This is a genomic window from Nocardia yamanashiensis (genome assembly GCF_021183565.1).
GTDB lineage: Bacteria > Actinomycetota > Actinomycetes > Mycobacteriales > Mycobacteriaceae > Nocardia > Nocardia yamanashiensis.
This window is the reverse complement of the sequence record NZ_CP089226.1, coordinates 7,565,814-7,581,132: the sequence shown is the minus strand read 5'-3', so window position 1 is coordinate 7,581,132 and position 15,319 is coordinate 7,565,814. Positions and strand designations below refer to the sequence as shown.

Here is a 15,319-nt window from a genome sequence, read left to right as displayed (position 1 = left end):
ACTAGCCTCCGCCCCTGACTGTTCGGTTTCATGCGTAGTGGACTACCCGAGTCATCGCGCGCCCCCGACGCGGTTGTTAACCGCGACCGTAGTGTTAACGCGCGGGACCTATACGGCGATCGCTCATGATTCGTTCATGATCTCTGTGACAATCTGGCGCCATGCTCGACGATCGAGGAACCGGACGCACGGCCTGGGTACTGGTGTGCGAGGACGACGACGAGCTGGGGGAACGCGTTGCCCAGGGTTTGCGTGATGCCGGATTCACCGTCGATCTGACCCGGAATCTGGCCGAGGCGTGCCGGCATTGCGGGGCCCGGCTCTACGACTGCCTGATCGTCGACCGCGGGCTGCCCGACGGCGACGGCCTGGATCTGGTGCGCCGGCAGCGCGAATCGGGTGATCACACCCCCGCGCTGCTGATCAGCGCCCGCGACAGTCCCGCGATCCGGACCGAGGGCTACGCGGGCGGCGCGGACGACTACCTGGCCAAGCCGTTCTCGCTCGGCGAGCTGGCCACCCGGGTGCGGGCGCTGTGCCAGCGCCGCGCGCAAGCCCCGTCGCCCATCCTGACCATCGGCGATCTGGTGGTGGACCGGGTCCGGCGGCGGGTGCAGCGCGGCGGGGTGCTGCTGATCATGACCATGCGCGAATTCGCCGCGCTGGAACTGCTGACCGCGCGGCCGGGCAGCCTGGTCACCCGGGGCGAACTCGCCGAATACTGCAACGAGCCGTCACCGGTCGCCGTCGACGACCTGATGACCAGGCTGGAACGCAAACTCGGTGCGCCCAAGCTGATCCACCCGGCCGCCGCCGGCTACCGGCTGCACGTCTAGGTGAGGTAGCGGTAGGCCGGGGAACCCGGATCCAGCCGCTCGCACTGGATTCGCGAGGCCTTGATGCGGCTCAGCAGCGCGTCCAGTCCCTCCGGCGCACCCAGTTCGATACCCACCAGCGCCGCACCGGTTTCCCGGTTGTTGCGCTTGACGTACTCGAAGAGCGTGATGTCGTCGTCGGGCCCCAGCGCCTCGTCCAGGAAGCGCCGCAGCGCGCCCGGCTCCTGCGGAAAGTCCACCAGGAAATAGTGTTTCAGGCCCTGGTGCACCAGCGAACGCTCGATCACCTCGCCGTAGCGGGAGACGTCGTTGTTGCCGCCGGACAGCAGGCACACCACGGTGGAGCCGGGTTCGATGTGCACTTCGCGCAGCGCGGCCACCGACAGCGCGCCCGCCGGTTCGGCCACGATGCCCTCGTTCTGGTAGATCTCGAGCATGGCGGTGCAGATGGCGCCTTCGTCGACCTGCATCATGCGGAAAGACCCTGCGCCGGAATCGGTTTCGGTGCTGGTCAGCAGCGGCAGCGAGGCGTGCGAGCGGACGTGGCCGCCGAAGCGCGACACCGCCTGGAACGGCACCGCGCCGATGCGGCGCACCGCCGCCCCGTCCACGAACGGATCGATCTCGGGCAGCGTCACCGGTCCCCCGGCCACCAGCGCGGCGGTCATGGACGCGGCGCCGGAGGGCTCCACGCCCAGAATGGCGGTGCGCGGGGACCTTTCGCGCAGATAGGTGCCGACGCCGGCGAGGCAGCCGCCGCCGCCGACCGGCACGATCACCAGATCGGGTGCGCGGCCCAGCTGTTCCAGGAACTCGGCGGCGATGGTGCCCTGCCCGGCCGCGGTGCGCGGATCGTCGAAGGGCGGCACCATGGTCGCGCCGGTGCGGGCGACATCATCGGCGGCGGCCGCGGCGGCCGCGTCGTAGGTGTCGCCGGTGGCGATGAGCTCCACGAACTCGCCGCCGTGCACGCGAATGCGGTCGCGCTTCTGCTTCGGGGTGGTGGTCGGCACGTAGATGCGGCCCTTGATGCCCATGGCCTTGCAGGCGAAAGCCACGCCCTGGGCATGGTTTCCGGCGCTGGCGGTCACCACGCCGGCCGCGCGCTCGGCCGCTGTCAGCTGCACGATCAGGTTGTAGGCGCCGCGCAGCTTGTAGGAGCGCACGGCGGTGAGGTCCTCACGCTTGAGGTAGACCTCGGCCCCGGTCAGCGCCGACAGCCGTGCGATGCGTTGCAGCGGCGTCGGCTCGATAATGTCGGAAATTCGCTTCGCGGCCGCGTCGATCTCGTCCGCCGTCAGTTCGGGCAGCGGATTGGACACTTTCTCGGCTACAGCAAGCGGATCAGACACCCGAACATGCTAGCCGGGAGCGGGGCGCGCGCTCGAGGCAGCGCCGACAATCGGGCGAATCATCCGGTTTGCCACCTACGAAAATGCCCCGGCAGCAACTGCCGGGGCACTGTTCGATCCGAACTCAGTCGCGGGGCGTGAGGACGAAGACGGGGATCTCGCGGGTGGTCTTGGTCTGGTATCCGGCGTAATCCGGCCAGGCCGCCACGGCCCGCTTCCACCACAGGTCCTTCTCCTCGCCGGTCACCTCGCGGGCGTCGTAGTCCTTGACCACGGCCCCGTCGCGCAACTCGACGTGCGGTTCGGCCTTGATGTTCCAGTACCAGACCGGGTGCTTGGGCGCGCCGCCGAGCGAGGCGACCACGGCGTACTCACCGTCGTGCTCGACGCGCATGAGCGCGGTCTTGCGGAGTTTGCCGGTCTTGGCGCCGCGGCTGGTGAGCAGGACGATCGGCTTGCCCTTGATCGTCGTGCCCTCGGTGCCGCCCGAATTCTCGAACTTCTCGGCCTGTTCGCGGGCCCAATCGGATGTGCTGGGTTCGTACTCTCCGGTTAGTGGCATGCCGGGCACAACACGCGCCGCCGCGTTCTTGTTCCACCACACCACAGCAAAGTTCGGTTGCCCGAACTTATGGTCCGCGGGTAGCCTGAGCTGATGGCACTGGTTCACCCCACGCAGGTCGACCGTTCTCCCGCACGCCGGGCGAGCGTGGAGCTCGCGGGCACGGCGTGGCCGGTGTACAAGCTCGAAGCCCTGGGCGCGGGCCTGGTCGTCGGCCTGCTGCTGGCGCTGATCACCGGTTCGCCGCAGATCGCCGTGCTGGCGGCGGCGACCATCACCTCGGCCCGCTGGCTACTCGCCCTCGCGCGCGGCTGAGCCGGAATCACTCCCGAGCGGCCGCGCCGCATATCGTCCTGAGCAGGCATTTCCCGGACTGATCACCGCGTGTCTTCCCGAGATTGATACGTGTCGGCTACTACAGTCTGCTGGTGGCCAGCAAACTCGGGTTCATAAGCCTTCTCATCGCAGCCGCCACCCTCACCCCCTCCGCAGCGGCGCATGCCGACGTCGAAGCGCTGCCGCCGCACGAGCGCACGATTCAATCGCTCAACGGGAGTTTCGTCGTCGGCCATCGTGACGAGCGGATCAATCGCGTCGCCCCACTCAATATGGTGGGCACCACCCGCGAGGCGTTCGTCGACAATATCGCCTACGGGCACATCCTCGGCCCCGCCACCGGGGTGCTCAAGACCGGCTATCACGTCGGTTGCGCGGTGAGCATCGGCGCGGGCACGGTGGGCGCCACCCCCGACCTCACCGTCGGCACCACCATCGATCCGGGCAAGATCCTGAGCCCCGACCCGAGTGGCGCCATCCCGCCGCTCATCCTCGGCGCGAATCCGAATCCCGTCGCCACGCTGAACCTCTCGGCCGGCGAGGTGAAAGAGGTCCCGGTCGGCGAGAAGGAGATCGTGGCGGGCACGGTCGGGACCATCGTGATCCGGGACTTCCACATCATCGTCAACCAGTGCACCGGGCCGGTCGCCATCCGGCATTACACCTATCTCTTCACGAAATCCCCCGAGGTCGACGACAGCGGTGCGGTTTTCGGCGAATCCACTTGGCTGTAGGGCGGATTCGCGCCCTCCGACAGAGCTCAGGAGCTCAGCGATGCCCCTGCGTGCCCTCCCCTCCGGCGTGCTGCGCCGCTCGGCCCTGGCGCTGCTGGCGCTCACGACCGCGGCACTGGCCGTCACCACCCCGGTGATCGCCACGGCCGAACCCGCCGATCATCCGCTCGCGTTGCAGAGCCTGGGTCTGGGCAAGGCGCTGCGTTTCCCGGGGCGGACCCACGAGATCACGCTCACCCTGCCGATCCTGCCGGGACTGGCGCCCACCGCCATCGTGGGCACGGTGCAGCTGCCGCCGACCCTGGCGCGCGGCACCCTGGAGGCGCGATCGGGGCAGAAGGTGCTGGATCGGGTCAATCTGCCCGCCGATCCCCGTGCGCCACTGCGCATCTCGCTGGCCGGGGCGGAGGTGAAGGGCAATGCGGTGGCGGTCACGCTGATCTCCGCGCTGGTGCCCGAACCCGGCATCTGCCCCGACGACTGGACCGGGCAGCCGATGACGCTCACCGATGCCGCGGTCACCTACTTCGGGGAGGAACAGCAGCCCGCCACGGTGGCCGAATTCCTGCCGGCGGCGCTGGACCGGCTCACCGTGTATCTGCCCGCGAACCCCTCGCAGACCGAATCGGCGGCGGCGCTGCAGCTGGTGACGGCGGTGACCGCGCGCTATGTCAATCGTCCGGTGGCGGTGGACGTGCGCCGGTTCGATTCCGGCGCAACGCTTCCCGATCATCCCCCCGCCTTCCTGGAACGTCAGGTGGCGGTGCGCGAATCCAGCGATGCGGGGCTGCGGCTGGCCGGTGGGCCCGCGCCGGTGCTGACCGTGTCCGGTGACGCCAAGTCGCTGCCGGTCCAGATGCGCCTGCTCACCAGCGATCTGGCCCGCGCGGCGCTGGGCACCGACGCCACCGCCCTCGGCCTGCCCGCCGCACCGCAGCTGGCTCCGGAATCGACCACGCTGCAGGAGCTGGGGCAGAACCAGCTCAGCGCCACCGCCATCGGGTACGTGCAGGTGTCCTTCGCCATCGACCAGACCCGCTTGGGGCGGCCGTCGCAGGGCGTGCGAATCAATCTGTACGGCAACCACACTCCGCTGCCGGACACCTTGAACGGGCAGCTGAGCGTGGCGGTCGGGGATCGGCAGATCGCGGCCTGGCCGGTGGAACCGTCCGGGCGTTTCGACCAGTGGGTGACCATCCCGAATCAGTTGCTGAGCCGGTTCACCACCGTGACGGTCACTCTGCAGCAGGCGGGCCTGACCCACGGTTGCGGTCTGGAGCAGCCGGTCACGCTGACCATCGATCCGGAGGGCGAGGTGCAGAGCACGCTGTCCGCGCCGCCGGCGCCGGGCGGGCTGGGCGCGCTGCCGCAGGCGCTGCTGCCCCGGGTGCGGGTGGGATTGCAGACCCCCGGGTTCGCCGATACCGTCCGGGCCGCACAGGTGCTGGTGGCCCTGCAGCGTTTGACGGCGGTGCCGCTGCGGCCGGAACTGACCTCCTTCGGCGACGCCGCGAACGGCAGCCTGCCCGCGGTGCTGATCGTGCCCGACGGCGAGGTCCCGTCCGCGATCGCGATGCCGTTGTCGCGCAGCGGCGACACCCTCACCGTCTACGGTGACGACGCCTATCTGAAGACCACCATCGATCTGTCGCCGCCGTTGAATTTCGGTTCGCTGCAAGCGACTTGGAGCGGCAAGCGCACGGTGGTCGTGGCCACCTCCACCTCGGCCCCGGAACATCTGGACCGCCTGCTGAACTGGCTGGTCGCGGATCCGGAGCGGTCCTTCCAGTTGACCGGGCCGGTGCTGCTGCAGGCCGGAGACCGGGAACCGGAGCTCTTCGATCCGGTCGCCTCGTCCCCGGAGGAGTTCGCGACGAGCGCCGAGCCCGATCGCGATATTCCGCTGGCGCGCAAGCTGACCCTGGTCGGCAGCGCCGTCCTGGTGGCCGGGCTGCTGGCCGGGGCCGTGATCCTGTTGCAGCGCCGGCGTTCCCGCTGACCCGGCCATGACCGCCACCGCGGAGGAGACCCGCGCGCCGGAACGACATGTACCGTGGCTGACCGTCTTCCGGCTGGTGCTGGTGGTGGCGCTGACCGGGGCGGCGTTCTGGAATCTGTGGGCCGAGCTGGTCGAGGACATCGGACAGGGCTCCGATATCGGCTATTTCTTCGCCCTCCCGGTGCTGGCCGCCTTCGCCGCCACCGGGATGGCGCTGCGGCGCGGCCCGGAACTGCCCATCTACGACCGGCAGACCGATATCATCGCCGGTCTGCTCGGCCTGGTGTGCACGGGCGCGCTGATCGGGCTGCTGGTCCTGCGCTACCGCTACGAGTACGAGATCTGGCATCTGGATCTGCTGGCCGCGCCGCTGTTCCTGATGAGCGTGAGCATCCTGCTGTTCGGGCTGCGGCCGGTGTTCCGGTTCTGGCCGGTGTGGCTGCTGGTGCTGCTGTGTGTGACTCCGATGCCGTACCGGCTGGCGGTGGCGCTGGCCGGCGGGTCCTATGTCGCCAAGGGTGCGGTGCTACTGGTCCCGGCCGCGGTCGCGGCGGCCATCGGGGCAGGGCGCACCCGCGGACGTGCGCTGGCGGGCGGGGTCATCGCGCTCGTGACCGGCGCACTCACCTTGTTCGTACTGTGGGGCTGGTACCCGGATGCGTCGGCGCTGTACTACCAGCTGATCCCGCCGATGGTCGCGGTGGCCACAGCCTGCGCGGTCTTGTATCTCGGTTACCGGGGCTGGGCGAACATACGACCATTCGATCGTCCGCTGCTGCCGCATACGGCTTCTCCTTCACCGAGTGCCCTGGTGACCGCTCTGGTCGCCACCGCGTTGATCGCGCTGATCCCCCACCCGGAGCAGTACCTGGTGCGGATCGCCGATATGTCGAGCATGTCGATCGCCGACAACCCGGCGCCACCGCCGGGATGGCAGCTCCTGAACGAACGCGAATACCCTTGGGCCTCACGCTTCTTCGGCCCATCAACCAGCTGGCACCGTCAGCAGTGGCGGGCTGCGAGCGGTAATCCGGAGTGGGACAAGGAATCTCGCCGCCGCCGGATAATGGTGGATGTCATCCGGACGCAGCAGGTGCGCGGGCTCGAGTACTTCCCCGAGTTCACCGTATACATGCTCACGCAGCCCCGCGTCAGTCCGCCGCGGCGCATCGATCTCGGGCACGGCGTGGTCGGCCGGCTCAATACCGTGGTCGACGACCGGCACCTGCTGAGCTGGACCTGGCTGAGCTGGAACTGGGAGGGCCGCGACGGCGCGGAACGGGTCAGTCTCATCGCGGCCGACAATCATCTGCCGGACGCGGCGTTCCCGCAGCCGAACGCCTCGGTGACCGCGCTCATCCAGAACCAGGCGCACCAGGTGCTGCGCGGCAATGCGGTGATCATCGACCCGGAATCGGATCTGGGCGATCCGGAATCGGAGTACAAGGACGAGCCCATGCTGACCGCGGTGGCGCGCGAGGTGGTCCGGATCGGAGCGGGCGGATGAGCGAACTTCCCGGCCTGGCCACCCCCGCCGAACGCGAGCGGGCGCTGCACGCGGCGGTGCACGGGCTGCGCGAGGACAATCCGATGGCCTCGGCGTCGGTGGCTTTCCTGCCGTGGCAACGCAATACGGTGCTGGCGGTGTGCGCGGTGCTGCTGGGGTGCGCGGTGTTCGCGCCCATGCCGACGCTCACCGCGGTGATCGCGGCGGCCACCCTCGGGTACATCGCGGTGATGGTGGACCGGGTGCTGGTGTTCGCGCGGGGCATGTCGCGCGACGCCATCCTGACCATCGACGATGCCACCGCGCGGGCGCTGCCCGACGAGCAGTTGCCGCCGTACACGATTCTGGTGCCGGCCTACGGGGAGCCCGAGGTGGTGGGCGATCTGATCGCGGCGCTGAACGGACTGGACTATCCGCGCGACCGGATGCAGGCGCTCCTGCTGCTCGAGGAGGACGACACTCCGACCATCGAGGCGGCGCGACGGGCCGGAATCGGTACGGCCGGTAGTGAACACATCACCATCGTGCTGGTGCCGGCGGCCGATCCGCGCACCAAGCCGAAGGCCTGCAATTACGGATTGCATGCCGCGACCGGCGATATCGTCACCATCTACGACGCCGAGGACATTCCCGATCCGCTGCAATTGCGCCGGGTGGTGGCGGCTTTCGCGGGCCTGCCGCGGTCGGTGGTGTGCATTCAGGCCAAGCTGGCGTTCCACAATGCCCGGCAGAATCTGCTGACCTCCTGGTTCACCATGGATTACGGGCTGTGGTTCAGCTTCCTGCTGCCGGGTTTGATGCGCAGCAGCGCGCCGATCCCGTTGGGCGGCACCTCGAATCACTTCCGGCGCAATGTGCTGACCGCCATCGGGGCATGGGATCCGTACAACGTGACCGAGGACGCCGATCTAGGGGTGCGGATCGCGGCGCGCGGATACTCCACGGCCGTCATCGATTCGGTGACCCTGGAAGAGGCCAATCCGGATGCCATCAACTGGATCCGGCAGCGGTCGCGCTGGTACAAGGGCTATCTGCAGAGCTGGCTGGTGCACGCGCGGCGGCCCGTCGAATTGTGGCGCAAGATCGGGCCGGTCAGCTTCCTGCGGTTCACCCTCATCCTGGCCGGGACGCCGATCATCGCCTGCCTGAACCTGGTGTTCTGGTTCGTCACCCTGGCCTGGATCTTCGGCCAGCCCGAGGTGATCGAGAAGATGTTCCCGGCGGCGGTGTACTTCCCGGCGCTCATCGCGCTGGTGCTCGGCAATGCCGCCACCGTGTACATGAACATGATCGCCTGCCGGGAGAACGACCGGCCGGACCTGCTGCTCGCCTGCCTCACCTCACCGCTGTACTGGGTGCTGATGGCGGTCGCGGCGGCCAAGGGGTGCTGGCAGCTGGTGCGCAATCCGTCCTACTGGGAGAAGACCTTCCACGGTCTGGGCACATCGTCGGAGGACAAGTCGTGAACCCCGCGCCCCGGGTGGTGTTCGCCGCCTCGACAGTGCTGTATCTGGTGACCGGGACCTTCCTCACCGCCGGGCGCGCGGATCTCATGGGCGATGCGCTGAGCCGCGTCTCGGCCACCCAGTCGGCGGTGTTCAGCCGGGACCCGCACCTGTCGGCCATCGGGTTCGTGTTCACGCCGCTGACCTCGCTGGCACAGCTGCCGTTCGTGGCGTTCTCGCAATGGTTTCCGGGCATCACCCGCTGGGGCTTGTCCGGGGTGGTGATGACGGCGCTGTTCATGGCGGGCGCGGTCACCATGGTCTGGGGCATCGGCGTGGATCGCGGTGCGCCGCACTGGTTGTGCGTACTGATCACCGCCGTGTTCGCGCTCAATCCGATGGTGGTGTTCTACGGCGGCAACGGGATGAGCGAGGCGCTGTTCCTGTTCTGCTGCTGCTGGGCGGTGCGTCGGCTGATGCGCTGGGTGCGCACCGACGGCGTGCACGATCTGGTGGCGGCCGGAATCGCGCTCGGGCTGGGCTATCTCACCCGCTACGACGCTTTGGCGCCGGCCATGGCGGCGGGGGTGCTGGTGTTCGGGTTCAGCTACCGGCGGCGCACCACGCAGCGCACGGCCGGGGCGGTGATGGATTTCGCCTTGCTGATCGCGCCGGTGGCGCTGGCGTTCGTGGTGTGGGCGGCCACCAGCTGGCTGATCACCGGGCAGGCGTTCCAGCAGTTCACCTCGCAGTACGGCAATTCCGCGATCCTGCAGCAGTCGGGGGCCGGGGAGCCGGACCATCCGCTGGAGGCCGCGCAGTATTCGATCGGGGCCATGCTGATTCTCGCGCCGATCCTGCCGCTGCTGCTGCCCGTCGCCGCGGCGCTGGCGGTGCGGCGGCGGGATCGGCAACCGGCGGTGCCGATTCTGCTGTTCGGTGCGGTGCTGGCGTTCCAGACCCTCACCTACGTCACCGGTTCCACCTTCGCCTTCCTGCGGTTCTATATCGCGGCGATTCCATTGACCGCGATTCTGGCGTTGACGCTGGTGCCGGAGCGCGGGTTCCCGGCGAGTAAGCGGCTGGGGAAGTACGCGGATGTTCCCGGCGAGAGTGCGAGCGAAAGCGACAGCGGGCGTAGGGATCCCGGCCACGCGCACGGCGGGCTGACGGGGTCCGGTACGCCTCGGGCCGCCGTGACGGTGGCGGCGGTGCTGGTGTCCGTATTGCTCATCGGCTCGCTGCCGGTGACCGGGCTGGGGATGAACAGCCAGCTCATGGCGGTGCAGGAGTATCCGTTGCGCGCCGTATTGTTCCCGGATCCGGACAATGTCTCGGACAAGTACGCCGACGCCGCGCGCATCGCCGCCACCTTCTCCACCGAGCGGAAGCTGGCGAATTATCTGGACGCCCTGGACCTGCCGCCGGGTTCGATCGTCATGGACACCGTGTACGGCTTCGCGGTGCTGGTCGCCTCCGATCGTCCGGACCGGTTCGTCATCCCGTCCGATTCGGACTTCGTGCGCAATCTCAATCGCCCGGTGGAGCGCGGCGTGAAATACATTCTGGCGGTGCCGAATACCGGGCGCGGCACCTCCGACGCCATCAACCGGCGGTATCCGACCATGTACGAGAACGGCGCGCAGATCGCCACCTTGGAGCTGGAGATCCCCAATGACGGTGCCGGGCAACCGGATTGGCGGCTGTACCGGGTGATCGGCAGCTGAGGCTCAGCCGAGCGTGGTCTTGGCCGCCACCAGCTCCCACAGCGGGTCCTGCGGGCCGACATCGTAGGTGCATTCGTCCGGCCGCGGATCGGGTACATAAGCCCAGATCAGCGCGCCCGCCGTGCCCGCCGCCCGCTGCCCGGTGATGCGGCGGTCCACGATGTCGCGGCGATCCTCCAGGGACTCGCAGGAGCCGGCGTATTCGCCGAGTTCGGCCACCAGCAGCGGTTTCCCGATCTGCCGGGCCAGCGTGATGCGCCGCGCCAGACCGTTGTTGGGGCCGCCGGGCAGCGGATTGCCGTCCTCGGAATAGTCGTGATACTCGACCACGTCGATACCCGCCGATTCGCTGACGTAGCGGAAAGCGTCACGGGCGATGCCGCATTGGCTGCCGCCCACGAAACCGGCGAAGATCAGCCGGTGCGGATCCAGTCCGCGCACCAGCTCCCCCGCCTCGTCCATGAAATGCCGCAGCACCTGGGGCGCGTCGCCGGGGCAGGTCCGGTGCCGCAGCTCGCAGCCGCCCCGATTGCATTTGCTCACTTCGGGTTCCCCGACCAGCTCCCACCCGGCCAGTACCGGCGAACCGCGCCAGCGGGAGATGGCGGTGCGCACCCAGTCCTGGAAGCTCATGATGGTGCGGCCCAGGATCCGGTTGGATTTCTTCCAGCCGTCGATGTACCACTCGCGCTGTTTGAAGATCTCGTCGCCGCATTGCCCGGCCTGGTCGGTGAGCACGGGCAGGATCAGCCGCCCGTGTTTCTCGGCCGCCGCGAAAACCCGGTCGGCGGCCCGGAAGTCGAGCTCGCCGGACTGCTTGTCGAGGGCGAAGGCCTGGAACAGGCCGAACCGGGTCAGCGAGTGCTCGGGCACCTCGGCGAAGAAGGCGTCCAGGTCGACCTCGGCACCGCACCCGAAATTGATCGAATAGTCGGTGGCCAGCTGCGGCCCGTTGAAACCCGATGGCCACCACGGCTGTCCACGCAGGCGCAGCCCGTCCGGCCCGGCGCTGACCACCGCTTCGGCTGCGGGCGGCCCGCCCGGCACCGGGGCCTGCCGGACCGAGGTGGTGACCACCGAATGCGGGTGATCCTCGCAGGCCGTGGCCGCCAGCAGCGCCACGGCCGTGAGCACGGCGAGACTGCGCACGCGCGGTAGGGCCGCCATGATCAGCACCCTACCGCCGTGACCAGCGGATTCCGGGGAGGTGCGGATCAGCTGGCGAGGCAGCCCGGGCCGAGCAGCGCCTTCAGATCACCCATCAGCGCCGAGGACGGCGAAACCCGCAGATTGTCCGCGACTTTCAGCACCGTGGTGCGATCGCGCGACCCGACGTGCTTGATGTGCACGTCCGCGGTGCCCGGATGGCTGGTCAGCACCCGCTTCAGCGCGCCGATCTTGTCGGGCGTGCAGAGCCGGGTCGGGATGATCACCGACAGCGGCTTCTCCACGCCGATATGCGAAAGGTCCGGCACCACCAGGTCGTTGGCGATCAGCGAGATGCGGTCGTCGCGGGCATTGACGCGCGCCTTGACCAGCACGATGGCGTCCTCGGTGACGTCCATGCCGTACACCGAATAGGACTGCGGGAAGAACAGCACCTCGATGCCGCCGGAGAGGTCCTCCAATTGCGCCGACGCCCAGGGCATGCCGTTCTTGTTCACGCGCCGGGTCACATTGGCGAAGATGCCGCCGATGGTGACCTGCGAGCCGTCCTTGACATCGCCTTCCAGAATGGCGGGGATCTGGGTGTCGGACTGGGCGGCCAGCACGTGCTCGACGCCGTTGAGCGGATGCCCGGACACGTACAGGCCCAGCATTTCCCGTTCGAGGGCCAGCTTGTGCTTGGTCTCCCATTCCTCGTCGGGGACCTTCACATTGAAGACGCTGGCGATCGAATCGTCGCCTTCGTCCAGGCCGCCGAAGAGGTCGAACTGCCCGATGGCCTCGGCCTTCTTGGTGGACATGACGGCGTCGATGGCGTCGGAGTGCACCAGCAGCAGGCCCTTGCGGGGATGGCCCAGCGAGTCGAAAGCGCCCGCCTTGATGAGGGATTCGGTGACCTTCTTGGTGCAGGCGATGGCGTCGATCTTGTTCAGGTAGTCGGAGAAGTCGGTGAACTTCGACTTCTCCTTGCGCGCGGCGATGATCGAGGCGACCACGTTCGCGCCGACATTGCGCACCGCGCCCATGCCGAAGCGAATGTCATTGCCCACGGAGGCGAATTCGAGTTCGGACTCGTTCACGTCCGGCGGCAGCACCTGGATACCCAGGCGGCGGCAGTCGGCCAGATAGACGGCGGCCTTGTCCTTGTCGTCGCCGACGGAGGTGAGCAGACCGGCCATGTATTCGGCGGGGTAATTGGCCTTGAGGTACGCGGTCCAGAAGGACACGAGACCGTAGCCGGCGGCATGCGATTTGTTGAACGCGTAACCGGCGAACGGGAGAATGGTGTCCCACAGCGCCTTGATGGCGGGCTTGGTGAAGCCATTGGAGATCATGCCCGCTTCGAAGCCCTCGAATTCGGCTTCCAGCACGGAGGCCTTCTTCTTACCCATGGCGCGGCGCAGAATATCGGCTCGGCCGAGCGAGTAACCGGCCACCTTCTGCGCGATCTGCATGATCTGTTCCTGGTACACGATCAGGCCGAAGGTGTCGCGCAGGATGTCCTTCAGGGGCTCCTCGAGCTCCGGATGGATCGGTTTGACCTCTTGCCGGTTGTTCTTGCGGTCGGCGTAGTCGTTGTGGGCGTTCATGCCCATCGGGCCGGGGCGGTACAGCGCGAGCACGGCCACGATGTCCTCGAAGCCGGTGGGCTGCATACGCCGCAGCAGATCGCGCATGGCGCCGCCGTCGAGCTGGAACACGCCGAGAGTGTCACCGCGCGCGAGCAATTCGTAGGTGGCCGGATCTTCCAGCGGCAGCGTGTCGAGATCGAGTTCGATACCGCGGTTGTTCTTGATATTGACCAGCGCGTCACCGATGACGGTGAGGTTGCGCAGACCCAGGAAGTCCATCTTCAGCAGGCCGATGGCCTCACACGACGGGTAGTCCCAGCCGGTGATGATGGCGCCGTCCTGCGCGCGCTTCCACACCGGGATGGCGTCGGTGAGCGGTTCGCTGGACATGATGACCGCGCAGGCGTGCACGCCGGCATTGCGGATCAGGCCCTCGAGGCCGCGGGCGGTCTCGTAGATCTTGTTGACGTCCGGGTTCGTATTGATGAGCTCACGAACCTCGGCGGCTTCCTTGTACCGCTCGTGCTCGGGATCCATGATGCCGGACAGCGGAATGTCCTTGGCCATGATCGGCGGCGGCAGCGCCTTGGAGATCTGGTCGGCGATGGCGAAACCGGGCTGACCGAACTGGACGCGCGCCGAGTCCTTCAGCGCCGCTTTGGTTTTAATCGTACCGAAGGTGATCACCTGGGCGACCCGGTCGCTGCCCCATTTATCGGTGGCGTAGCGGACCATTTCACCGCGGCGGCGATCGTCGAAGTCGATATCGATATCGGGCATGGACACACGCTCGGGATTCAGGAATCGCTCGAACAGCAGACCGTGCGGAATCGGGTCGATATTGGTGATGCCCATGGCGTAGGCGACCAGCGAACCGGCGGCCGAACCACGGCCCGGGCCGACATTGATGCCGACCGAGCGCGCGTAGGTGATGAGGTCACCGACGACGAGGAAGTAGGCCGGGAAGCCCATTTCGTTGATGACGCCGAGCTCGTACTTGGCGCGCGAGACGTAGTCGTGCGGCACTTCCTTGCCCGCGAACCGGCGGTCCAGGCCGGCCATCACCTCGTGCTCGAGCCAGGTGGCCTGGGTGTAGCCCTCGGGCACCGGGAAGATCGGCATCCGGTCGCGGTGCGCCCAGACATCGTCGTAGGACTGCACGCGGTCGCCGATGAGCACCGTATTGTCGCAGGCCCCAGGCACTTCCGCGTCCCAGATGGCGCGCATCTCCTCGGCCGACTTCAGGTAGTAGCCGGAGCCGTCGAACTTGAAGCGGGTCGGGTCGGAGAGCGTCTTGCCGGTCTGGATGCAGAGCAGCGCCTCGTGGTTGGCCGAATCGCTCTCGTGCACGTAGTGGCAGTCGTTGGTGGCCAGCGGCGGGATGCCGAGTTTGCGGCCGACGTCGAGCAGCCCCTCGCGCACCCGGCGCTCGATGGACAGCCCGTGGTCCATGATCTCGAGGAAGAAGTTGTCCTTGCCGAAGATCTCCTGCCACTTGGCGGCGGCCTCGAGGGCTTCGCGTTCGTGGCCCAGGCGCAGGCGGGTCTGCACTTCGCCGGAGGGGCAGCCGGTGGTGGCGATGATGCCCTCGGCGTGCTCGGCGATGATCTCCGCGTCCATGCGCGCCCACTTGCCCAGCTGGCCTTCGATGGAGGCGAGGCTGGACAGTTTGAACAGGTTCCGCAAACCGGTGGCGTTCTCCGCGACCATGGTCATGTGGGTGTAGGAACCCGAGCCCGAGACGTCGTCGCTCTTCTGCGACGGGTCGCCCCACAGCACGCGCTTGGTGTTGAACCGGGACTCGGGGGCGATGTAGGCCTCGATGCCGATGATGGGCTTGATGTCCATCTTCTTGGCCGAGTTGTAGAACTCGGAGGCGCCGTACATATTGCCGTGGTCGGACATGCCGACAGCGGTCATACCCAGCCGGTTCGCCTCTTTGAACAGAGGCGTGATCTTCGCCGCGCCGTCGAGCATCGAGTACTCGGTGTGGTTATGGAGATGGACGAATGATCCCGACGAGGCTGACACCCAGACATACTAAGCGCCCCCACCGACGGGTTTCGAAGCCACGCGGAGCCGA

General features: G+C 67.8%; 11 protein-coding genes. 7 read left to right on the top strand and 4 right to left on the bottom strand.

Annotated elements, in window-relative coordinates:
- The first annotated feature begins 161 nt into the window (after positions 1-161).
- Positions 162-836, top strand: a complete 675-nt coding sequence (locus LTV02_RS34855; protein ID WP_233035827.1) for a response regulator transcription factor — start codon at positions 162-164, stop codon at positions 834-836.
- Here LTV02_RS34855 and ilvA read toward each other — a convergent pair.
- Positions 833-2,158, bottom strand: coding sequence for a threonine ammonia-lyase IlvA (ilvA, locus tag LTV02_RS34850; RefSeq protein WP_408639441.1), 1,326 nt, complete (start codon positions 2,156-2,158; stop codon positions 833-835). The genes LTV02_RS34855 and ilvA overlap by 4 nt on opposite strands.
- 154 nt (positions 2,159-2,312) lie before the next feature.
- Positions 2,313-2,750 (bottom strand): nitroreductase family deazaflavin-dependent oxidoreductase, encoded by a 438-nt coding sequence (locus LTV02_RS34845; protein WP_233035825.1) that lies wholly within the window; start codon positions 2,748-2,750, stop codon positions 2,313-2,315.
- 93 nt (positions 2,751-2,843) lie between these two features.
- Here LTV02_RS34845 and LTV02_RS34840 point away from each other — a divergent pair, with 93 nt between their 5' ends.
- The 6 genes from LTV02_RS34840 (at position 2,844) to LTV02_RS34815 (ending at position 10,498) form a co-directional block, all read left to right on the top strand.
- On the top strand, positions 2,844-3,065 hold the full coding sequence (locus LTV02_RS34840) for a hypothetical protein (RefSeq protein WP_233035824.1): 222 nt from the start codon (positions 2,844-2,846) through the stop codon (positions 3,063-3,065).
- Between the two features lie 113 nt (positions 3,066-3,178).
- Positions 3,179-3,820, top strand: a complete 642-nt coding sequence (locus LTV02_RS34835; protein WP_233035823.1) for an MspA family porin — start codon at positions 3,179-3,181, stop codon at positions 3,818-3,820.
- Between the two features lie 40 nt (positions 3,821-3,860).
- The gene (locus LTV02_RS34830; RefSeq protein WP_233035822.1) at positions 3,861-5,819 is read left to right on the top strand and encodes a hypothetical protein; all 1,959 of its coding nucleotides are present in this window, start codon (positions 3,861-3,863) and stop codon (positions 5,817-5,819) included.
- A gap of 7 nt (positions 5,820-5,826) precedes the next feature.
- Complete coding sequence (locus LTV02_RS34825) at positions 5,827-7,326, top strand: exosortase/archaeosortase family protein (protein ID WP_233035821.1); 1,500 nt, start codon at positions 5,827-5,829, stop codon at positions 7,324-7,326.
- Positions 7,323-8,792, top strand: coding sequence for a glycosyltransferase (locus LTV02_RS34820; RefSeq protein ID WP_233035820.1), 1,470 nt, complete (start codon positions 7,323-7,325; stop codon positions 8,790-8,792). The genes LTV02_RS34825 and LTV02_RS34820 overlap by 4 nt, the downstream gene beginning before the upstream one ends.
- Positions 8,789-10,498 (top strand): ArnT family glycosyltransferase, encoded by a 1,710-nt coding sequence (locus LTV02_RS34815; protein ID WP_233035819.1) that lies wholly within the window; start codon positions 8,789-8,791, stop codon positions 10,496-10,498. Before LTV02_RS34820 ends, LTV02_RS34815 begins: the two co-directional genes overlap by 4 nt.
- Before the next feature lie 3 nt (positions 10,499-10,501).
- On the opposite strand, the gene LTV02_RS34810 is transcribed toward LTV02_RS34815, so the two are convergent.
- A complete protein-coding gene (locus LTV02_RS34810) occupies positions 10,502-11,665 on the bottom strand; it encodes a beta-mannosidase (RefSeq protein ID WP_233035818.1) in 1,164 nt (387 codons plus the stop codon).
- Positions 11,666-11,712: 47 nt separating this feature from the next.
- Positions 11,713-15,213, bottom strand: coding sequence for a DNA polymerase III subunit alpha (gene dnaE / locus LTV02_RS34805; RefSeq protein WP_233041840.1), 3,501 nt, complete (start codon positions 15,211-15,213; stop codon positions 11,713-11,715).
- Between the last annotated feature and the right edge of the window lie 106 nt (positions 15,214-15,319).